The 21,295-nt window shown below is 34.3% G+C and carries 19 protein-coding genes; 9 read left to right on the forward strand and 10 right to left on the reverse strand.

Annotation, left to right across the window (positions count from 1 at the left end; translation table 11 throughout):
• The first annotated feature begins 223 nt into the window (after nucleotides 1–223).
• The 3 genes from FA045_RS04425 to FA045_RS04435 all read left to right on the forward strand — a co-directional run bounded on the left by FA045_RS04425 (nucleotide 224) and on the right by FA045_RS04435 (nucleotide 3,967).
• The gene (locus tag FA045_RS04425) at nucleotides 224–1,552 is read left to right on the forward strand and encodes an O-acetylhomoserine aminocarboxypropyltransferase/cysteine synthase family protein (RefSeq protein WP_136874871.1); all 1,329 of its coding nucleotides are present in this window, start codon (nucleotides 224–226) and stop codon (nucleotides 1,550–1,552) included.
• Nucleotides 1,553–1,584: 32 nt separating this feature from the next.
• Nucleotides 1,585–2,634 (forward strand): homoserine O-acetyltransferase family protein, encoded by a 1,050-nt coding sequence (locus tag FA045_RS04430; protein WP_136874873.1) that lies wholly within the window; start codon nucleotides 1,585–1,587, stop codon nucleotides 2,632–2,634.
• Between the two features lie 91 nt (nucleotides 2,635–2,725).
• A complete protein-coding gene (locus FA045_RS04435) occupies nucleotides 2,726–3,967 on the forward strand; it encodes a homoserine dehydrogenase (RefSeq protein WP_136874875.1) in 1,242 nt (413 codons plus the stop codon).
• Nucleotides 3,968–4,517: 550 nt separating this feature from the next.
• Here FA045_RS04435 and FA045_RS04440 read toward each other — a convergent pair.
• The 3 genes from FA045_RS04440 to FA045_RS04450 are packed head-to-tail and all read right to left on the reverse strand — an operon-like array spanning nucleotide 4,518 to nucleotide 9,753.
• Entirely contained in the window at nucleotides 4,518–5,855 is a 1,338-nt protein-coding gene (locus FA045_RS04440; protein WP_136874877.1) for a dihydrolipoamide acetyltransferase family protein, read from the reverse strand.
• A 56-nt stretch (nucleotides 5,856–5,911) separates the two neighbouring features.
• Complete coding sequence (locus FA045_RS04445) at nucleotides 5,912–7,159, reverse strand: competence/damage-inducible protein A (RefSeq protein WP_136874879.1); 1,248 nt, start codon at nucleotides 7,157–7,159, stop codon at nucleotides 5,912–5,914.
• A gap of 5 nt (nucleotides 7,160–7,164) precedes the next feature.
• On the reverse strand, nucleotides 7,165–9,753 hold the full coding sequence (locus FA045_RS04450) for a putative LPS assembly protein LptD (protein WP_225871276.1): 2,589 nt from the start codon (nucleotides 9,751–9,753) through the stop codon (nucleotides 7,165–7,167).
• A 203-nt stretch (nucleotides 9,754–9,956) separates the two neighbouring features.
• On the opposite strand from FA045_RS04450, the gene FA045_RS04455 reads away from it, so the two are divergent.
• The 3 genes from FA045_RS04455 to FA045_RS04465 all read left to right on the forward strand — a co-directional run bounded on the left by FA045_RS04455 (nucleotide 9,957) and on the right by FA045_RS04465 (nucleotide 12,673).
• Nucleotides 9,957–10,835 (forward strand): N-acetylmuramoyl-L-alanine amidase family protein, encoded by an 879-nt coding sequence (locus tag FA045_RS04455; RefSeq protein WP_225871277.1) that lies wholly within the window; start codon nucleotides 9,957–9,959, stop codon nucleotides 10,833–10,835.
• Nucleotides 10,836–10,876: 41 nt separating this feature from the next.
• Nucleotides 10,877–11,650 carry an N-acetylmuramoyl-L-alanine amidase family protein gene (locus tag FA045_RS04460; RefSeq protein WP_136874885.1) on the forward strand — a complete coding sequence of 258 codons (774 nt, stop codon included), beginning with the start codon at nucleotides 10,877–10,879 and terminating at the stop codon, nucleotides 11,648–11,650.
• Between the two features lie 69 nt (nucleotides 11,651–11,719).
• Nucleotides 11,720–12,673, forward strand: a complete 954-nt coding sequence (locus FA045_RS04465; protein ID WP_136874887.1) for an MlaD family protein — start codon at nucleotides 11,720–11,722, stop codon at nucleotides 12,671–12,673.
• A 406-nt stretch (nucleotides 12,674–13,079) separates the two neighbouring features.
• Here FA045_RS04465 and FA045_RS04470 read toward each other — a convergent pair whose 3' ends face one another.
• From FA045_RS04470 to FA045_RS04490, 5 genes are all read right to left on the reverse strand, one after another.
• A complete protein-coding gene (locus tag FA045_RS04470) occupies nucleotides 13,080–13,991 on the reverse strand; it encodes a ribonuclease Z (protein ID WP_136874889.1) in 912 nt (303 codons plus the stop codon).
• A gap of 3 nt (nucleotides 13,992–13,994) precedes the next feature.
• Nucleotides 13,995–14,381, reverse strand: a complete 387-nt coding sequence (locus FA045_RS04475; protein ID WP_136874891.1) for an STAS domain-containing protein — start codon at nucleotides 14,379–14,381, stop codon at nucleotides 13,995–13,997.
• A gap of 36 nt (nucleotides 14,382–14,417) precedes the next feature.
• The gene (locus FA045_RS04480) at nucleotides 14,418–15,371 is read right to left on the reverse strand and encodes a phosphoribosylaminoimidazolesuccinocarboxamide synthase (RefSeq protein WP_136874893.1); all 954 of its coding nucleotides are present in this window, start codon (nucleotides 15,369–15,371) and stop codon (nucleotides 14,418–14,420) included.
• A gap of 222 nt (nucleotides 15,372–15,593) precedes the next feature.
• Entirely contained in the window at nucleotides 15,594–15,875 is a 282-nt protein-coding gene (locus FA045_RS04485; protein WP_136874895.1) for a hypothetical protein, read from the reverse strand.
• A gap of 42 nt (nucleotides 15,876–15,917) precedes the next feature.
• Nucleotides 15,918–16,889 (reverse strand): PhoH family protein, encoded by a 972-nt coding sequence (locus FA045_RS04490; protein ID WP_136874897.1) that lies wholly within the window; start codon nucleotides 16,887–16,889, stop codon nucleotides 15,918–15,920.
• A 103-nt stretch (nucleotides 16,890–16,992) separates the two neighbouring features.
• Between FA045_RS04490 and FA045_RS04495 the strand changes: the two genes are divergently transcribed.
• The 3 genes from FA045_RS04495 (at nucleotide 16,993) to FA045_RS04505 (ending at nucleotide 18,935) form a co-directional block, all read left to right on the forward strand.
• A complete protein-coding gene (locus FA045_RS04495; protein WP_136874899.1) occupies nucleotides 16,993–17,772 on the forward strand; it encodes an SAM hydrolase/SAM-dependent halogenase family protein in 780 nt (259 codons plus the stop codon).
• A 333-nt stretch (nucleotides 17,773–18,105) separates the two neighbouring features.
• Nucleotides 18,106–18,390 carry a putative quinol monooxygenase gene (locus tag FA045_RS04500; protein ID WP_136874901.1) on the forward strand — a complete coding sequence of 95 codons (285 nt, stop codon included), beginning with the start codon at nucleotides 18,106–18,108 and terminating at the stop codon, nucleotides 18,388–18,390.
• Between the two features lie 11 nt (nucleotides 18,391–18,401).
• The gene (locus FA045_RS04505) at nucleotides 18,402–18,935 is read left to right on the forward strand and encodes a hypothetical protein (RefSeq protein ID WP_225871278.1); all 534 of its coding nucleotides are present in this window, start codon (nucleotides 18,402–18,404) and stop codon (nucleotides 18,933–18,935) included.
• Nucleotides 18,936–19,175: 240 nt separating this feature from the next.
• Here the strand turns inward: FA045_RS04505 and FA045_RS04510 are convergent, their stop codons facing one another.
• Both FA045_RS04510 and serC read right to left on the reverse strand, forming a co-directional pair.
• On the reverse strand, nucleotides 19,176–20,126 hold the full coding sequence (locus tag FA045_RS04510) for a D-2-hydroxyacid dehydrogenase (RefSeq protein WP_205943096.1): 951 nt from the start codon (nucleotides 20,124–20,126) through the stop codon (nucleotides 19,176–19,178).
• Between the two features lie 91 nt (nucleotides 20,127–20,217).
• A complete protein-coding gene (serC, locus tag FA045_RS04515; RefSeq protein ID WP_136874903.1) occupies nucleotides 20,218–21,288 on the reverse strand; it encodes a 3-phosphoserine/phosphohydroxythreonine transaminase in 1,071 nt (356 codons plus the stop codon).
• Nucleotides 21,289–21,295: the final 7 nt, after the last annotated feature.

Below are 21,295 nucleotides of genomic sequence, written 5' to 3' on the forward strand. Positions count from 1 at the left end.
AAACCTACGAAAAAGGTTTCATTATCTATTTTAAATCCGCTTTACTGTAATAACGTTGCAATGAATTGTATGTGCAATTGCATGTACTAATCTCAAAATCTTCGGCTTTGTAACATATTCACATTTCTGAAGGTCCCGATTAACGGGATACGCAATTTAAGATGTTTATGGATTTCCAACAACATTTCAACTTTACAAAATTTCAACTTTAAAACATCAAAACATGTCAACTCAACATAAATTCGAAACACTACAACTACATGCTGGTCAAGAAATTGACCCAACAACTGGCTCAAGAGCGGTGCCAATTTATCAAACTACATCTTATGGCTTCAAAAATTCTGAACACGGTGCAAATCTGTTTGGATTAAAAGAATTTGGAAACATTTATACCCGGTTAATGAACCCAACTACAGATGTTTTTGAGAAAAGAATTGCTGCTTTAGAGGGTGGTGTTGCAGCTTTAGCAGTTGGTTCTGGTCAAGCAGCTCAGTTTATCGCGTTAAATAACATCTTGCAAGCTGGCGACAACTTTGTATCATCAAATCATTTATATGGTGGCTCATACAATCAATTTAAAGTTGCTTTTAAACGCTTAGGTATCGATGTTAAATTTGCAAATATCGATGAACCTAAAAGTTTTGCTGATTTAATAGATGAAAATACAAAAGCACTTTATCTTGAAACAATTGGTAATCCTGCTTTTAGTGTTCCAGATTTTGAACAAATTGCAGCAATTGCTAAACAGCACGATTTACCTTTAATAGTAGATAATACTTTTGGTGCTGGCGGATATTTATTTAGACCCTTAGAACATGGTGCACATATTGTTGTAGAATCTGCCACAAAGTGGATTGGTGGACATGGAACTAGCCTTGGCGGTGTAATTGTTGACGGTGGAAATTACAATTGGGCAAACGGAAAATTTCCTCAATTCAGCGAACCGTCTGAGGGTTACCATGGTTTAGTTTTTGGGGATGTATTTGGCGAGAATGGACCTTTCGGTAATATTCAATTTATTATACGTGCTCGTGTAGAAGGTTTAAGAGATTTCGGCCCTGCCATTGCTCCTTTTAACTCATTTTTATTGATACAAGGTTTAGAAACTTTATCACTTCGTGTGCAACGGCATGTTGAAAATGCTTTGGCTTTAGCCACTTGGTTAGAAAATCATCCGGCAGTTGCCAAAGTAAATTACCCAGGTTTAGAAAGTAGCCCATATCATGCCAATGCCAAAAAATATTTAAGAAATGGTTTTGGCGGTGTTTTATCTTTCGAGCTAAAAGGGAACAAAGAAAATGCCATCAACTTTGTTGACAACTTAAAATTAGTGAGCCACTTAGCCAATGTTGGCGATGCAAAAACGTTAATTATACAACCCTCTGCTACAACGCACCAACAATTAAGCGAAGAAGAACAATTAACAGCCGGAGTTTATCCAAATCAGTTAAGGGTTTCTGTAGGTATCGAACATATCGATGATATTAAAGCAGATTTTGAACAAGCGTTTTCAATTATCAGTTCTCAGTTAGCGGTTGACAGTTTAGCATAACGTTTCAACATTACAACATTTCAAATTACAATATGCCTACGTATAAACATCCAAAAATATTCAAACTAGAAAGTGGCAAAAAACTGCGCAATCTAGAAATTGCTTACCAAACTTTTGGGAAACTAAATGACAAAAAAGATAACGTAATTTGGGCTTGCCATGCGCTTACCGCAAATGCTGATGTTTTAGATTGGTGGAAAGGATTATTTGGAAAAAATGATTTATTTAATCCTGACGAGCATTTTATTATCTGTGCTAATGTTATTGGTTCAAATTACGGAACCACCAATCCGTTAAGTTTAAATCCAATTACTGGTCAACCTTATTATTTATCTTTTCCAGAGTTTACCATTAGAGATTTAGCTGCAGCACATAATTTATTAGCCAACCATTTAGACATTAATAATATAAAGGTTTTAATTGGAGGATCTTTAGGTGGACAACAAGCACTAGAGTGGTCGCTGGCAAAAACACAAACCATAGAAAACTTGATCCTTGTTGCTACAAATGCTGTTCACTCACCCTGGGGTATTGCATTTAACGAAAGTCAGCGTTTGGCAATTAGTACCGACAGAACATTTTATGCCAACCAGCCAGATGGCGGTTTAAAAGGATTAAAAGTAGCCAGAAGTATTGCATTGTTATCTTACAGAACATATCAGGCTTATGCCGATACGCAAGTTGAAAGCGTAAATGATAAAACCACAGGTTACAGAGCTTCATCGTACCAAAATTACCAAGGAGAGAAACTTTGTAAACGTTTTAACGCCTACAGTTATTGGTACTTAAGCAAAGCGATGGATAGCCACAATGTAGGTAGAGGTAGAAAAAGTATTGTTGCAGCATTGGCCGAAGTAAAAGCTAACACACTTGTTATCGGAATTGAAAACGATGTACTCTTCCCTATTGTTGAGCAAAAGTTTTTAGCAGAAAATATTACTGGCGCAGAATTTAGCGCTATAAACTGCGCTTACGGACACGATGGTTTTTTAATTGAAACTGATAAGTTAACCAACATTATCGGCAATTTTTTAAAAAACAATGCGAACAAAAAGATTATAAAATTAAATAGAACAGCTTAAAGCTGAAATTATAAAGATTAAAAAAGTAAATCGTAAAAACTAGAACAGATAAATCAGTGAAATCATTTTATCTGTGTAATCATAATAAAAAATGAGTAAAAAATTAAAAATAGGATTATTTGGTTTTGGAGTTGTTGGACAAGGATTGCATGACATTATCCGTGGACAAAACTTAAACTTAGAAGTAGTAAAAATTGCTATTAAAAACCCTGATAAGCAAAGAAGTTTAGACACTAGTCTTTTTACGACCAATCACGATGAAATTTTAGACAACCCAGAAATAAATACCATTGTTGAATTAATTGATGATGCTGATGCGGCTTTTAAAATTGTTAAAAAAGCTTTAAGCAACGGAAAAAATGTAGTTTCTGCTAACAAAAAAATGATTGCTACCCACTTGGCAGAATTGGTAAAATTGCAAGAAGAAAATGGCACATCATTACTTTATGAAGGTGCGGTATGCGGTAGTATTCCAATTATCAGAAACTTAGAAGAATATTACGACAATGAACTTTTACACGGCATCAGTGGAATTTTTAACGGTTCATCTAATTATATTTTATCGAAGATATTTAATGAAGGTTTAGCTTATTCAACTGCTTTAAAACAAGCACAAGATTTAGGGTTTGCAGAAACTGATCCGATTTTAGATGTTGGAGGCTATGATCCTAAATTTAAGTTAACTATTGCAACGGCTCATGCTTATGGCTTGTTTATCAATCCAGAAAATATCTTAAATATAGGCATCCAAAATATTTCTGATGCAGATATTCAATATGCAAGAGAGAAAAATTTTAAAATTAAATTGGTGCCAACTGCTCGTAAAATAAGCACCAAACAAGTTGTTACTTTTGTATTGCCAAAGTTTGTTAAAGCTGATGATTTTCTTTACAATGTTGAAAATGAATACAATGGCGTAACAGTACAAGCAGCATTTGCTGATAAACAATTCTTTTTCGGTAAAGGTGCAGGTGGGCACCCAACTGGTGCAGCTGTGCTTTCTGATATTGCGGCTTTACGCTACGATTACCGTTATGAATACAAAAAATACCATCAACAAAATGGACTTATCCATACAGATAAAGTTAGCGTTGAAGTTTATTTACGATATGTACATGAGTACACTGTTGAGAAACTAGAAGTTGAAAATATTTCTGAACGTTTTTCTCGCAACGATTATAAATATGTAATTGGCAGTGTTAGTCTTAAAAATCTAATTGCAAATAGAGATTTACTTTTAAATAAAGATGTATTTATTGCACAAACTGGCAAACTGACTTATAGCCAACAAGATATTGCAGCTATTGCCGAAGAAGGCGTATTTGCTAACTAAATTATTTTTCTATCTGCTTTTTTGCAGGTATTTTTTGTTTTGTTTTGAAATGCAAAGCCTCGATGGATTTCGGGGCTTTTGCTTTAAGCGTAGTCGTTTTTGTGAGGAGGAACCACAGCCTGTCCCGACTTCTCGGGAAAGCAATCTTCTTTAGTAGTTACTACTAAAAATAACCGCAAAGACACAAAGAGCGCAAATAAAATTATAGCATCTTTTCACTTTGGTTTATGAAATTTATTAACCTGAGTTCGATAATTATTCATATAAATTACAGCTATAATAAGCCTAATTTATCGTCTGATCGTCATGCTGAATTTATTTCAGCATCTGTTTAGCATGAAAGACCCTGAAATAAATTCAGGGTGACGAACAAGTTAACCCAAAACGTAGTTTAAAACTTCAAAACCAATATTTAATAATCGAGCTCAGGTTATTAGAATAAAAAAAGGTCTATGAAAAATTCACAGACCTTAAGAATAATATAACAATCGAATTAAGATTGTTTTCCCGAAAAATCGGGATAGGCTAACTTTTATAGCAATGACGAGTTTTATGAAATCTCTCTATTGATATCCCAATTCTCTAAATAATCTGCCACTCGGCGAACAAAAGAACCACCTAAAGCGCCATCAACCACTCTGTGGTCATAAGAAAGTGATAAAAACATCATGTGGCGGATAGCAATTACATCACCATATTCGGTTTCCAAAACTGCAGGTTTCTTTTTAATGGCACCAACTGCTAAAATTGCTACTTGTGGCTGATTAATAATTGGTGTTCCCATCACATTGCCAAATGAACCAACATTTGTTAATGTAAAAGTTCCATTTTGTGTTTCGTCTGGTTTTAATTTAGAATTACGAGCACGTGTAGCTAAATCGTTAACCGCTTTTGTTAAGCCAACTAAATTCAATTGATCTGCATTTTTAATAACAGGCACAATTAAATTTCCGCTCGGTAAAGCTGCCGCCATACCAATATTAATATCTCGCTTTTTAATAATTTGTGTGCCATTAACGGTCACATTAATCATCGGAAAATCTTTAATTGCTCTAGTTACCGCCTCAATAAAAATTGGGGTAAATGTGATTTTTTCATTTTCGCGTTGCTCAAAAGATTTTTTCACTTTATCTCTCCATTTTACCATATTAGTTACATCAGCCTCTACAAATGAAGTAACGTGCGGAGAAGTTTGTTTACTCATCACCATGTGCTCGGCAATCAGTTTACGCATCCTATCCATTTCTATAACTTCATCGCCACCACTTACAGATACTGCTGGTTTTGGAGCTGGCGTAGTTACATTAGGTGTCGGAGCTGGAGTTGCAACAGGAGCTGGTGTACTTGCAGGTTGTTGTTTTACTTCACCACCAGATTTGCTTTGTATGTAATTTAATAGGTCATCTTTTGTTAAACGACCTTCCGCTCCACTCCCTTTAATATTTTCTAATTCAGCTAAAGCGATGTTCTCTTGTGCTGCGATGCTTTTTACCAACGGAGAATAAAAACGATCTGAATTTTTAAAATCTTGTGATTGATGATGATCTGCAGTTGGCAATTGTTCTACACCTGGAATATTTTCAACTTCTTTAATTGGCTGTGGTACTTCTTCTTTTGCCGCTGGCGCAGATGGTGCACTTTCTCCACCTTCAGTTTCTATAATTGCAATTACAGCACCAACTTGCACCACATCATCTGCTGTAAAAAGTTGTTTCACTAATTTACCCGAAACCGGAGAAGGAACTTCTGAATCTACTTTATCTGTAGCGATTTCTAAAATGGTATCATCTAGTTGAATGGTATCACCAGGTTGTTTTGTCCATTTAATAATTGTTGCCTCAGCAACACTTTCGCCCATTTTTGGTAACAATAATTCGTATTGAGCCATATTGTTTTGGTGTTTATAATTGGTAATCAGCCGCAAAAGTACGCCTTTTTAACCATTTAATTCAAATCTTGTTTTAACAGGTTGAGCAACAGTGTTAAAGCCGCTGTGGCAGAACGTTCTATGTTTTGAATTCTTTTGTTGCTAAATGTAAAAAGCTTGGCAACTACAGTATTTTTTGAAGCGATAGCAATCCACACTGTGCCAACTGGTTTACCTGGTAAACCACCATCTGGACCAGCAATGCCACTTACTGCAATTGCATAATCAGTTTTAAAATGAGTTATTGCTCCTACTGCCATTTCTTTTACAGTTTGCTCACTTACTGCACCAAATTCAGCTAATGTTTGGTGCATTACACCTAAAACCGATTCCTTTAAATCGTAAGAGTAAGCTACGGCACCGCCAGCAAAAACTGCTGATGAACCTGCATGTTGTGTCAATAAATGAGAAATATAGCCTCCGGTACAACTTTCTGCAGTAGATAATGTTAGCCTATTTGCCTTCATTAAATCTAAAATGGCTTTTTCTAAGGGCACATCATCCTCCGCTGCTACATATTTTTTAGCTCTTTCAATAATTTGCTGAGCATAAATATCTATTTCTGCTTTTAAAGCTTGTTCGTCTGGTCCAACAGCACTTAATCTTAACCTTACCTGACCTAATTTTGGCAAATAAGCTAATTTAATGTGACTTGGCAAGCTATCTTCAATATCTTCTATCTGCTGTGCTAAAAACGATTCGCCTTGGCCTACCGTTAAGATGGTTTTATGAACAATATATGGAAGATCAAAGTTGTTTTTTATTCGAGGTAAAATTTCCTCCTCCATCAAATACATCATTTCAAAAGGCACACCTGGCATCGATACAAAAATTTTTCCATTAACCTCAAACCACATGCAAGGGGCTGTACCATTTTTATTTTGTATAACGGTACAACCATCTGGCACATCTGCCTGTTTAATGTTTACATCAATCATTGGTCTGTTAAACTTTCTAAATAATTCTTCAACATGAGCTAACGTAGTTGCATGTTGCCTAAGCGGCATATTAAAATATTTAGAGAGTGTAAGCTTGGTAATATCATCTTTTGTTGGACCTAATCCGCCAGTTAATAAAATGATATCAGCTCTTTTTTGTGCTTCATTTAAAGCTGCAACAATGTGTTCGGCGTTATCAGAAACTGATGTAATTTGTTTAACACTAACCCCAATTTTATTTAATTCTCTACCCATCCATGCAGAATTGGTATCCACAATTTGTCCGATTAGTATTTCATCGCCTATGGTAATAATTTCAGCTAGCATAATGATTAATATCTGGTGTAAAACCCTTTACGTTTACTTAATTTTAAGTCTTGAAGGATTGATGCTTTAACTTTGATATCTATAGAATAACTTTGGTACTGCCCAAAAGGCACCCAACTTGCGCTTAAATCCCAGCAATGTAAATCTCTATAAATAGAAAACGATGTAGGCGAAATTTCACTTCTAACCAAATCATAACCAGAAGTAAATTGTATCTTCCATTTGGGCGTTAAATTAAAATCGCCATTAAAGTTTAAACTATTGCTAATGGTTCTAGTAGATCTTTGCCCTAATGGATTACTATAATTAAAACTATAACTTAAAGCGATATTCCACGGAATATTAAAATCTACAAAAGCATTAGGATCTCTGCTAATTGAAGCAAGTTGCTCAATTTGTTCTTGAGTTCTATTACCGTTATTGTTCACATCGTTTGCATTTTTAACGGCATCCATGTTTTTATTTCTGCTTTTTAAAGCATCTGGATTAAAACTAAAATCGGTTGAAAAGTTTAAAGACACCAAACGAGGAAGTTTTCCATCTTGCCAAACATACCTATCTACCTCTTGAAAACTTGAGGAAGTAAATTGCGAAGCACCTGAACCGGTGGTTGTTTGTACAAAATCTACAGCGTAAGGACTTAATACCCCACCAAAGTTAAACCCTAATTTGTCAGTAAACTGAGATCGACCACTAAAATTTATAGGCGCCAATTTTTTACTTGGAGCAACAAAATTGTAGGCGCTTGAAAAAGTTAAACCTTGTATAATCGGTATTTTTCTTTCGCCCGTACCTGTGGTATCTTTTGAAGACAATACTTTTAACTCAACATTATTATCTACCGAGAAGTTTAAACCAGCATATTTTCCTGCTGATGGACCTCCAAAAATTCCTTGTTCAAAAATTGAGTAGCGCAACGGCTGTCCATTAGCACCTCTTACAATTTGAGAACCATCATTCGCAATCGGAACACTTTTACCTGGTCTAATATCATTGGTATAATAAACCTGATCACGATAGTAATTGTAATTATTTGATGAAAAATCTGGACGGTACGAAAAGCCAATATTTGGAGTAATTACGTGTCTAATAGCAGCTATATTGCCAATAGGTTTTTTAAATTCTCTCTTGCCATACAATTTGGTAGACATACCTAAGTTTAAATTATACTCTCCAGCTCTTTTAAAACCACTTACAGTATCTATTTTAACACTATCTGAGGTAGCTAACCTGATATATCTTTTTTCGATAGTTTGAAAATACCATCGCTCTGTGTAATTGGCACTTGTATTAAAGTTTAAGAACTGCAACACATTAAATGGTAAACTGATGGGAATATTATGTTGAAATCCGTTTTGAAATCTGCTTAAACCTCCTTTAGCAAAAACTAAACTCTCTTGATCACTAACTGTATTTTTAGCCTCTAAATTGTAACCAACAGTTAATTTTTGATAAAATTTTTGTGTACCTACCCTATCTTTTGGATCGAAAGGATTGATGGTTGACATATTTAAACTTACCGATGGTAAGGTTAAGGTTATTGTTTTAGCCGATGTTTCTTGCGAGTGTGTTAATGCTGATGTTAAATTGAATAAACCATCGCCAAACGTTTTTCCATAAGCAATACTCGAGCTCAGTGTGTTTCTTGCAATTTGATCAAAATCATTTGTGGCATTTGCTCCAGTTACTCTAAAATAGCTAGCTGTACCAGCATTAACCGAGGCACTAAAAGTAGATCCAGGTCTTGCTAACGGATTTTGGCTATGTGTCCAAGCAATGTTAAAGTTTTTTTGCGGCGTATATTCTGGCGTACCTTCTAAACCATTTCTAGTACTCGAATAAGCAAGGTTAAAATTACCATTGTGCTTATATCTTTTCATGTAATTGGTTGCCAAGTTCAAATCGTAAGATCCATTGGTAAATATATTACCTGTTATCTTTGCATCCCAATAATCATTTAAAGCAACGTAATAACCGCCGTTTAATAAACCAAAACCTTTAGTTGCATCTTCTTGTGGTGTGGGTAATATAAAACCAGATGACTTTTTATTGGGCTTAGGAAAAAATGCGAATGGCAAACCTAAAGGCATAGGTATTCGTTCAAACTCCATATAAACCGGACCAGTTATAATTTGATTTTTTGTAATAATCGCTTTTGTAAAGTGTATCCCAAAATGCGGTTCGGCCAAATTACAAGTACTAAAAGTTTGTCCGAGTGAATGAACTTCTTCATCGGGTTGTATTTTGGCAATTCCGCCAGAAAAGAAACCTCCTTCTTGTTCGGTAGATACGCCATAAACTATACCTTTTCCTAACTTAGTATTATAATTAATCGAATCGGCTAATGAAGTACCTTCTTGCCCCATTTTAAAAATAGGTCTACCAGTATATTTGCCTTTATCGTTTTTAATCCCACGAGCAAAAATGGTATTATTTCTCGAATCGAACCTGATGTATTCTGCATCGAGTTCAAATTCATCGTAAATAACACGAGCACTACCATAAAGTTGCATTATTCCGTTTTTTCTATCAATGTCTGTGGTATCTTTGGCGTAATATTCTAGTTTATCATCTAAACCTCCACCCTTTTTCATTATTTTTTTGGTGGTGTCACGCTTAGTGCTATCTGTCTGTTGTACCACCTGTTGAAACGAATATGTGCTTAATGCGTACGACTCATTATCAACAGAAGTTAATAAAAGAGCGCAAAATGATAAAATGATGTACCTAAAAAGTTTCAAATTTGTGTATGAATGTTATTTTTGCAATAATGTCTATCACAAAACGTTCAAAATTAATGAAAAATATACCATTGCTTAAGTCAAATAGAATTTTGATGTTAATTATTTGTGTAGTATTAGTTTTAACTACTGATAATCAACTATTTGCACAAGAATATAAAATAAAAACAATTGTAATTGATGCTGGTCACGGTGGCAAAGATGGCTCTACAAGAGGCGCATACTCTACCGAAAAAGAGGTTGCACTTAAAACTGCTTTAAGATTAGGCAAGGCAATTGAAGAAAACATGAAGGTTGTAAAGGTAATTTATACCCGTAGCACCGATGTTTTTATCCCGCTTTACGAAAGAATTGCGATAGCCAACAACGCAAAAGCAGATTTATTTATTTCAATCCATTGTAATGATATGCCTGTTGTAAGCTCTCGTTACATTAGCAGTTACGTACGTAATAAAAAAGGTAAAAAAGTGCCTGTGTATAAAACTCGGTATGCAAAAAGCACATCCACCAGAGGTGTAGAAACTTTTGTATCTGGTAGTGGCAGATTAGATGAACAAGATGATGTAATTAAAAGAGAAAATGCTTCGATGTTTTTAGAAGATAATTACAAAGAAAACTATCAAGGTTTTGATGCCAATGATCCAGAGTCGGCAATTATTCTTTCGTTGATGAAAAACACCTTTAGAACCCAAAGTTTAAAATTAGCCAAATTAGTACAAGATGAGTATGTAAAAGTTGGCAGAGTAAATAGAGGCGTACAAGAGAAAAGTTTAGCCGTTTTGGCAAGAGCCGGAATGCCTGCTATATTAACAGAAATTGGGTTTATTAGTAACGCTGGAGAAGAAGATTACATGAACTCTGAAGCTGGCCAAACTGAAATTACCAATTGTCTTTTAAAAGCAATACAAGCTTATAAAAACAGTGTAGAAATATAGTTTATAATATTTATTATAAATTTGCAGCAAACACACCATAAATGAAATTTAAATCCGTCCTATTATTTATTTTAATTCTCTTTTCAATTAGGCCAAACGTAGCAAATGCGCAAGGCTACAAAATTAAAACAATAGTTGTTGATGCCGGACATGGAGGCGTTAAACCAGGAGCTGCCGGAAAATACTCTTTAGAAAAAACTATAGCTCTTAAAGTAGCTTTAAAATTAGGCAAAATGCTTGAAGATGAATTGCCTGGTGTAAAAATTATCCAAACCCGTAAAACGGATGTTGATGTAGATTGGTACAGAAGGGCAGAAATTGCAAATGATGCAAAAGCAGATCTTTTTATATCTATACACTGCAATTCGATGCCAAAAGGTAATAATTATACCAAAGGAACGGAGACTTTTGTTGGTGCTTATCGCCGTATAAATGAGATGGATGCTGGTATTAAAGAAAATGAAGATATTTTAAAAGATAAGGATTATAAAAAGAAAGGTGCCTATGATCCTACTGATCCTGAAGAATTAATTATGCTATCTTTGTACAAATCTTTATTCAGAACTAAGAGTTTGGTTTTAGCGAAACTAATTCAAAAAAACTATACCGAAGTAAACAAAAGAACCAATAGAGGTGTTAAAGAACAAGGATTATTAATTTTGCAGCGAGCGGCAATGCCTTCGGTTTTAACAGAGATTGGATTTATTTCTAATGCCGCTGAAGAAGATTATTTGAACTCGCAAGAAGGACAGGAAGAAATTGTTACCGCCATAGTAAATGCCGTTAAAGAATATAAAAAACAAATAGAAAATTAAAAAATACAACAGCTTTGCTTAATTAAAAGTTAAACAACGCTAAATACCATTTAACACGCTACAACACAAATGAAAATAAAAAATGAAACCAAAGTAGGCGTATTAGCAGCATTTGCTATTGCCTTATTGATAATTGGCTATAACTTTCTAAAAGGAAATTCTATTTTCACTAGCGAAACAGAATTGTATGCACTTTATACCCAGGTTGATGGTTTGGGTGTTTCTAAACCAGTTTTAATTAATGGTTTTCAGATAGGTAGAGTTGACAAGCTCGAATTGCAAGCGGATGGTAAAATTAAAGCTACCCTAAAAATCAGAGATCAGTATGAAATTCCAGTAAATACCGTTGCAAGATTAGAAAGCACTGATTTATTAGGCGGTAAAGCCGTTGTAATGGTATTAGGTAATAGTAAAGAGTATGCGCAAGATGGCCACATATTAAATACAAATGTAGAAAAAAGCTTAATGGAATCTGTTCAACCAGTTCAGAAAAAAGCAGAGCTGATTATTGCTAAAATGGATTCAATCCTTACTAGTGTAAACTCAATCTTAAATCCTAGTTTTCAGAAAAATGTGGATAAGAGTTTTACTAGCATTGCATCTACCTTGGGTTCATTAGAAGCTACATCTAAAAAAGTGGATGCTTTAGTTGGCTCAGAAAGCGCAAAATTATCTGGCATTTTATCTAACGTAGAAGCCATAACTTTAAACTTTAAAAACAACGGAGCAAAAATTGATGCGGTTTTAAATAACTTAAATACGGTAACAGATAAAGTTGCAGCATTAAATTTCAAAACAACCATCGACAATGCCAATAAAGCTGTTGCTGATTTACAAGGAATGGTTTCTGAACTAAAAGCTGGTAAAGGATCTCTTGGAAAATTACTAACTGATGAAGAAATGTACAATAACTTGAACAATGCTTCTAAAAACTTAGATGCGTTAATGATTGACTTAAAGGCTAATCCGAAACGTTACGTACACTTCTCTGTGTTTGGAGGTGGAAATAAAAAAGATAAGTAACCTAGAAAAATATATTATGAAGAAGGCTGGAAATTTATTTCTGGCCTTTTTTGTGCGATAGAAATTTAAAGCAATTCAGCTGGAAGATTTTAGTTACTATTTATGTAGCTCATTTAAATAATTTTCTTTATTTAACAAAAAAATTTAGCTGAGCTGAGCACTTCGTGGTTCTCCTCGTGAAAAACTCGTTCGAAATGACGCTACATGAGCAAGATTAATTTACTACTATGAGGGGCTTTCAGTAGCAGAAACCTTCGTTATCTAGCCCTGTATGCAGTGGATATATTTTTGTGTCATGCTGAGCGTAGTCGAAGCACACAAAAAAATTGGAACAAAAAGCAGGACTAAATTAATATTTGCCTCTGAAACTGAGCTTCAAAAACAATAGATAGAAAATGGTAATTACTTATATTTTAAAAGTAATTCCTTCAATTGCTAAATCTGTGTTGGTAAAAACGGATTTAGCCTCGTCTAATAGCTCTACTAATGTCTTGTAACGAGATGAAAAGTGACCAATCAGTAAATGTTTAGCGCCAACTATATTTGCAACCTCAGCGGCTTGCAAAGCGGTGGTATGATGAGTTTCTTTCGCCCGTTCTAACATCTCATGCAGAAATGTAGCTTCATGATAAAGTGTATCACATCCTTTTATAGTTTCAAAATACACTTCATCCATCAAAGTATCAGAGCAATAAGCGTAAGATTTTGGTTCGGCGGAGTCGGTAGTATAATCTAAATTTTTAATCACATCTCCATTTGGTAAATCTAAGTCCACTCCTCTTTTTAGTAATGGATACAATTCAACCGGCACTTGATCTTGTTCTAACTTATCTATCAATAACTTTCTTAAGCGTTTTTTCTCGGTAAATTTAAATCCTGTACAAGGTATTCGATGGTTTAACACAATAGTTTCTACTGTTACATCGTTGTTTTCGAAAATTACTTCAGATTTGGTGGCATCAGTAAAAGTATAAATTAGTTCATACTTCAAATGCGTATCTGAATGTTTAAATTGAAGCTCTAAAATTTCTTGTAGTGCTTGTGGGCAAAAAATATGTAAAGGTTTTATCCTTCCATTTAAATGTAAGCTAGAGAGTAAGCCAATTAAACCAAAATAATGATCTCCGTGTAAATGACTAATAAAAACGTAATCGATTTTTGAGGCTTTTAACCCAAATTTAATCAATTGTTGCTGAGTACCTTCTGCACAATCTATTAAATAAAATTTCTCATTGCAATTTAATAACTGCGATGTTGGGTTTCTATTAAAAATTGGTGTTGCCGAGCTACTGCCTAAAATGGTTACTTCAAATGTCATTAATTATCCTTTATCTACACTGCCACGTAATTCTTTCTCTATTTCTTCCATAAAGATTAAATCAGTTGCTTCATCAATTTTGTTTACAAATGTAACCGAATGATGGAGGTTAGATATTTTAACAATATTTGCGATGGTATTGTTTACACCAGATACAACGAATATACCGCCGGCACTTTTGCAAAGTCTATCGCCAACTAAAAGACAGCTTAAATCTTGCGAATCGTTACATTCTTTAACATCAGATAAATCTAATACAATGTTTCGATAGCCTTCGGTATTTAATAAGATAAATTCCGATTTTAAAGCTGGTGTATTGGCGTTGGTGAAGTTTGGTTCATCCAATTTTAAAACAACATATTTTTCGTGTTTATCTGTAGAAAATTTCATGGTTATTAAGTTTATGTAAAGCGAAAGTAGCTATTTTTAATTTGATAATAAATTAGAAAGCGCATTATTCACGTTGGTTTCTATTCTTTCCAAAATATTTGATGATGTATTTTTCACAAATTTATCGCCTGTAATTTGCTCGTACAATTCAATGTAACGATCTGATATTGAAGCTACAATCTCTTCTGTCATTTCTGGTACAACTTGCCCATCTTTACCTTGAAACCCATTTTCAATTAGCCATTTGCGTACAAACTCTTTGCTCAATTGTTTTTGTGGTTCGTCAGATTGTTGTCTTTCTTTATATCCATCAGCATAAAAATAACGAGATGAATCTGGAGTGTGAATTTCATCAATCAAGTAAATGGTATCTCCTACTTTACCAAACTCATATTTAGTATCAACCAAAATTAAACCGCGTTCGGCAGCCATTTCTGTACCGCGTTTATAAAGTGCATGAGTGTATGCTTCTAACTTTTCGTAATCTAACAAAGAAACAATTCCTTTTGCTAAAATATCTTCTTTAGAAATATCTTCATCATGCCCAACTGCAGCTTTTGTAGTTGGTGTAATAATTGGCTCGGGTAATTTATCGTTTTCTTTTAATCCTTCTGGTAGGGCAACGCCGCAAACCGATCTTTTGCCTAAGCTATACTCACGAGAAGCATGACCAGCCAAATATCCTCTAATCACCATTTCAACCTTAAACGGCTCACAAATGCGACCAATTGTTACCATTTCATCTGGTGTAGCTAAAACCCAGTTAGGCACGATATCTTGTGTAGCAGCTAAAAATTTTGCTGCTATTTGGTTTAAAACTTGTCCTTTAAAAGGAATAGCTTCCGGTAATACCACATCAAATGCTGATATTCTATCGGTTACCACCATTGCCATTAATTGATCGTCTATAGTATAAACATCACGTACTTTACCTTTGTAAAAATTGCTCTGTTTTGGAAAATTAAAGTTGGTTTCTTTGATTGCTTTCATTGGGGGATAAAAATAATAAAAAGATATGAGTATTGAGATATGAGATGTGAGACTTAATTGCTTGATTAAGTTTTAATGCACACTTTTTGGAACTTAAATTAAAACAAAAAGTCCGAAAACGAGATTTTTACAATCTTATCTTCGGACTCAACGTGTTTTGCTGTAATGAACAAACCATTAAAATTATTTTAATAACCTATTACTTCCTTCATCGACAAAGTATTAATTATTAAATGCATCCAGTACTTCTTCAAAAGAATTTGATGAGATTACACCAATAGATTTATTTTTAACCAAAACTTCAATAATGCCACCAATTTTCTTAAGCTGCAGCCTTCCTTTAAAAATATGAGCTTGCTCTTCTGCCAAAAAATGCTGTAAATTTTTATGCTTTTCTTTTCGGCAAACCAATTCTTCACCGGCATCAAAAATAATTAACCTTAATTTATTACCTAAAGGTTCAAAAGCTAAAGTTAATTTTTCGTTAAGGATGATTTGGCGCATATTTTAATGTCTTACTACTCGATATTCAAATCTTGCTACTCGTTATTGTATATCCCCATAAGCTTTCAAAATCGCTTTTACCAATTTATGTCTTACCACATCTTCTCCAGTTAGGTAAATTACATCAATACCTTTAATGTCTGTTAAAATACGTAGCGCATTGTGTAAACCAGATTGTGCTTTTTTAGGTAAATCGATTTGAGTAATATCACCAGTTACAATAAATTTTGCCGTTGGACCCATACGGGTTAAAAACATTTTTAACTGCAAATCTGTAGAGTTTTGGGCCTCATCTAAAATCACAAAACAGTTATCTAACGTTCTACCACGCATAAATGCCAATGGTGCAACTTCAATGGTTCTGTTTTCTAAATACAATTTTAGCTTTTCTGGCGGAATCATATCATCCAAAGCATCATAAAGCGGGCGTAAATAAGGATCCACCTTTTCTTTTAAATCGCCCGGCAAAAACCCTAAACTTTCTCCTGCTTCTACTGCTGGTCTGGTTAAAATAATCCTTTTGATTTCTTTGTTCTTTAATGCTCTAACCGCCAAAGCTACCGCAGTATAAGTTTTTCCCGTTCCGGCAGGGCCGATGGCAAATAAAACATCGTTTTTATTGATGCTATCAACCATTTTACGCTGGTTGGCGGTACGAGCTTTAATCATTAAACCATGATTACCAAAAACAATTACTTCTCCAGAACCTGCATTTACAGCTGCAGCAGTTGCTGGAGTATCCTCAGTTTTTGTAGCTGATTTTTTAGAACCCAATATTGATTCTACATCGTTGTGCGAAAGTGTACGGTATTTATCTAAATGAGCAACCAACTGCTCAAATTTTTGCTCAAATGCCTTTAACTCAGCTTCATCTCCTAAAGCTTTTACGTCATTTCCTCTTGCTACTATTTTTAATTTCGGAAAAGCTGCTTTAACCAACTCATAGTGCTCATTGTTAGCACCCCAAAATTGTACTTGATCTGTTGTCTCTAATGTTAGCTTTAGTTCGTTCAAAATATTGTATTTTTATTTTAGCAGTGTGTATTTCGATTTAAAAATTGAATATTTGTAGGCGATTTGCCTATACACAAGAATAAGAATAAATATTGAATTTTTAATGGCCATAATAACATTAACAACAGATTTAGGTTCTAAAGATTTTTATCAGGCTGCTTTAAAAGGCAGTATCCTGAATATCTTGCCTACAGCTAATATTGTGGACATAACGCATGAAGTTCCTTCATTTAATATTCAGTATGCGGCATTCGTTTTAAAAAATGCATACCCCTATTTTCCTAAAAACACGGTTCATTTGATTGGTATCGATTCTGTTTTTAGCGAAAACACCAAATACATCGCCCTGCGTTATAAAGACCATTATTTTGTAGGGGCCGATAATGGAATTTTTTCTTTGCTATTGGATGAGATACCTGATGAATTAGTAGAGTTAAATATTATGCAAGATTTAAAATATTTACACTTTCCGTTGGTAGATATTTTTGTAAAAGCTGCCATTCATTTAGCTAAAGGTGGTAAATTAAAAGACATTGGTGTACCTACAGGAGAAATTGAGCAACGTATGCTTTTGCATCCTGTAATAGAGAGAGATATAATTAGAGGAAGTGTAATTTATATTGATACTTTTTGCAACGTAATTACCAATATCACCAAAGATTTATTTACCAAAATACAACGCAACAGAGATTTCACTCTATACTTTAGAAAGAGCGAAACTATTACGCAATTAAGTTGGCATTACAACGAAGTACCAGAGGGAGAAAAGCTTTGCTTATTTGGCATAAGTAACCATTTAGAAATTGCCATTAATAAAGGTAAAGCAAGTGGTTTATTGGGTTTACATTTGAGCGATATCGTAAGGGTTGAATTTCATCCTTAAAGAATGCCCCACCCAACCTCCACAGAATATAGGACTTTAAAAGAGTTGTCACTGAGGTGTAATTTATTACGTAGAAATCAATATAAATGACGTTAAATTTAGCCCGCTTTGTCATCCCGAACGCAGTGAATGATCTCTATAAGAGATTCCTTTCCGAAAAATCGGGACAAGCTGTGCCTCGGAATGACAAAACTTTTTTACACTAAACAATTGAATTACAAAAGGTTAAATAAAAACGTCACCGATAGCGTAATCGAAGTATTAAATTATAGGTCTTCGACAACCAGCCACGGCAGGCAGGCGCTCAGACTGACATTAACTTAAAATAACAATATGCTAGTTAGAGTAGTTAAAATGCAATTCGACATCAATTTCATTGATGAATTTAGAATCTTATTTACTGACGTAAAACCTAAAATCTCAAACTTTGAAGGCTGTTTAAGTGTTCAACTCTTACAGCATGAAAATGAGTTAAGTACATGGTTTACCATTAGCAAATGGCGCAGTGCGGATGATTTGGAAAACTATAGAAAATCTGATTTGTTTATAAAAACATGGGCTAAAGTTAAACCCAATTTTGCTGCAAAAGCTGAGGCATGGAGTTTGCTTGAACAATAAAAAACGAAAAAATGATTAAGAAGATAACATCCATATTGATAATTTCATTAGTATTTTCATCACTTTCTTTTTCGCAAGAAATGTCTGCTTACGAAATACAACGCACCAAAATTAATGCGCTTTTGGCTGAACGGAGTGCAAAATTTGGACAATACGACGAGAGCTTAAGTGCGAGAACTGGAATTTTTGGTTTTCAAACTAAAAGAGACATTAAAAACTCAAATGAAATTTTACGCCAAATTGCTTTAACTGATAATGAAATTTTTACGCAACTCAAAGTTTTAATGGATTATAAAGACCTTCAGGTAGAACAGGTTAAAACAGTAGCAAGCAGCAATTCTGAAAGTATATTAAACTATCGTAAAACCATTAAATCGCTACAAGAACAAAACATAATCCTCACAGAAAACCAAGACAAAGTAGAAAACTCGAGAGACCTGGCTTATTTAATGATGTTTATATTTTTGGTAGGCTGTGGAGTTTTAGCCTATTTATTTAATTTAAAACGCAAAAAATTAAAGCATTATGAAACAAAAAGCTTTTAAATTATTGGTTAAGTTAAATAACTTGATTTTACCTAGTTATTATCAGAAAGACCCGATGAAATTAAGCAATTTTGAAAAAGCAATATTGGGTTTCAGGTATTGGGCGCTTACAAATTCTATGAAGTAGGTGTAAGTAAATAATATGCGTCATATCGAATGAGCAAAGCGACGAGATATCTATTCATATTAAATAATACCTTAAGATTTCTCCTCGTTCCTCGTTCGAAATGACGCTTATACTTATTTCTTAAAAAATTCTATAATCAAATTAGCTAGTTCTGTACCAACTCGCTCTTGTGCTTCATTAGTAGCTGCGCCAATGTGAGGAGTTAAAGAAATTTTCGGGTGGTTTAGTAATTGTTTAATAGGCGTTGGCTCATTATCAAACACATCTAAACCTGCAAAAGCAACTTTACCTGAATCTAAAGCTTCAATTAAAGCTTGTTCATCAATTGTACCACCACGAGAACAGTTTACAATACCTACACCTGGTTTCATAGCTGCAAATTCATCAGCACCTAAAATTGGTTTATCAGCAAATGGCGTATGCAATGAAATGAAATCACTCTGTGCAATTACTTCTGCTAAACTCACCGTTTGTACAGGAATATCAACTTTAATTCCACCTTGTAAATTTAAAGTGATGTTGCCAGCAAATGGAAATAAATCGTAAGCTAAAACATTCATCCCTAAACCTAAAGCAACGGCTGCAGTTTCTCTACCAATTCTGCCAAAACCAATAATACCAATGGTTTTACCACGTAACTCGATACCTTTTGCGTAAGCTTTCTTTAAATCGTTAAATTTGACATCTCCATCTAAAGGCATTTTACGGTTGGCATCATACAAAAATCTAACACCTGTAAACAAATGTGCAAAAACCAGTTCGGCAACAGATAATGAGGATGCAGCAGGGGTATTAACTACAGCTACACCTTTGCTACGAGCATAATCTACATCAATATTATCCATACCAACACCGCCTCTACCAATTAACTTAATATTCGGACAAGCATCAATCAATGCAGCTCTAACTTTTGTTGCACTACGAACAGTAATTGCATCATAATTTAATAATGCTTGTTCTAATTGATCTTGTGGAATGGTTTCTGTATCAACTTGAAAACCTGCTTCTTCTAATAATTGTTTTCCTATTGGGTCGATGCCATCATTGGCTAGTATCTTAATCATATTGTATATTTTATACCAAAGGCATCCCTTTGGGACGGATTAAATCGATTAAACAATGTTAAATGCAATCGATTATATATTAAAATTTAAACTAATTTTTGTTTTGTTTTTCTTCAAATTCTTGCATCAAATCTATTAAAGCATGTACGCTTGTAATTGGCAATGCGTTATACATCGAAGCTCTAAAACCGCCAACACTTCTATGTCCTTTTAGTCCTTCAAAGCCGTTATCATCGGCAAATTTTGCAAATGGTTTTTCCAATTCAGGATTTTCCATTACAAAACAAATATTCATTCTTGAACGATCTTCAACTGCACAAGTGCCTTTAAATAACGGGTTTCTGTCAATTTCTTTATACAATGCATCAGCTTTTGCTTTATTTTCTTTCTCAATTTCAGCAACGCCACCTTTAGATTTTAACCAATTTAGGTTCAGCATTGCCGTATAAATAGAAAATACTGGAGGGGTATTGTACATCGAATCATTGTCTTTATAAGAAGCATAATCTAACATCGATGGAATTGCTCTTCCACTTTGGCCTAAAATTTCATCTTTTACAATTACAATGGTTAATCCGGCAGGGCCGATATTTTTTTGAGCACCAGCATAAATCAAATCAAACTGCGAAACATCAATTACCCTACTCATAATATCTGATGACATATCACAAACTACGGGTACAGTTGTTTTTGGCACTTCGAAAAGTTCTGTTCCGTAAATGGTATTATTTGAGGTATAATGAAAATATGCTGCATCAGCAGGAATAGCAAAATCTTTAGGGATAAATGAGAAGTTAGCCTCTTTTGAGCTAGCAACAACTTCTGCTTTACCAAAAAATTTAACTTCCTTAATTGCTTTGTTAGCCCAAACTCCAGTTTCTAAGTAAGCAGCTGTTTTTCCTTCGGGCAATAAATTCATTGGCACCATTGCAAATTGTAAACTAGCGCCACCTTGCAAAAATAAAACGGAATATCCTGATGGTACATTTAAAAGCTCTTTAACCAATTTATTTGCCTCTGCCATTACGCCTTCAAACTCAGGACTGCGATGTGAAATTTCTAAAATTGATAATCCATCTTTAAAATCTAAAATAGCTCTAGAAGCTTGCTTAAACACTTCCTGCGGCAAAATACAGGGACCTGCACCAAAATTATGTCTCATTTTCTAT

Origin of the sequence: Pedobacter cryotolerans (assembly GCF_005116475.1) — a bacterium.
In the GTDB taxonomy this organism is placed as follows: Bacteria; Bacteroidota; Bacteroidia; order Sphingobacteriales; family Sphingobacteriaceae; genus Pedobacter; species Pedobacter cryotolerans.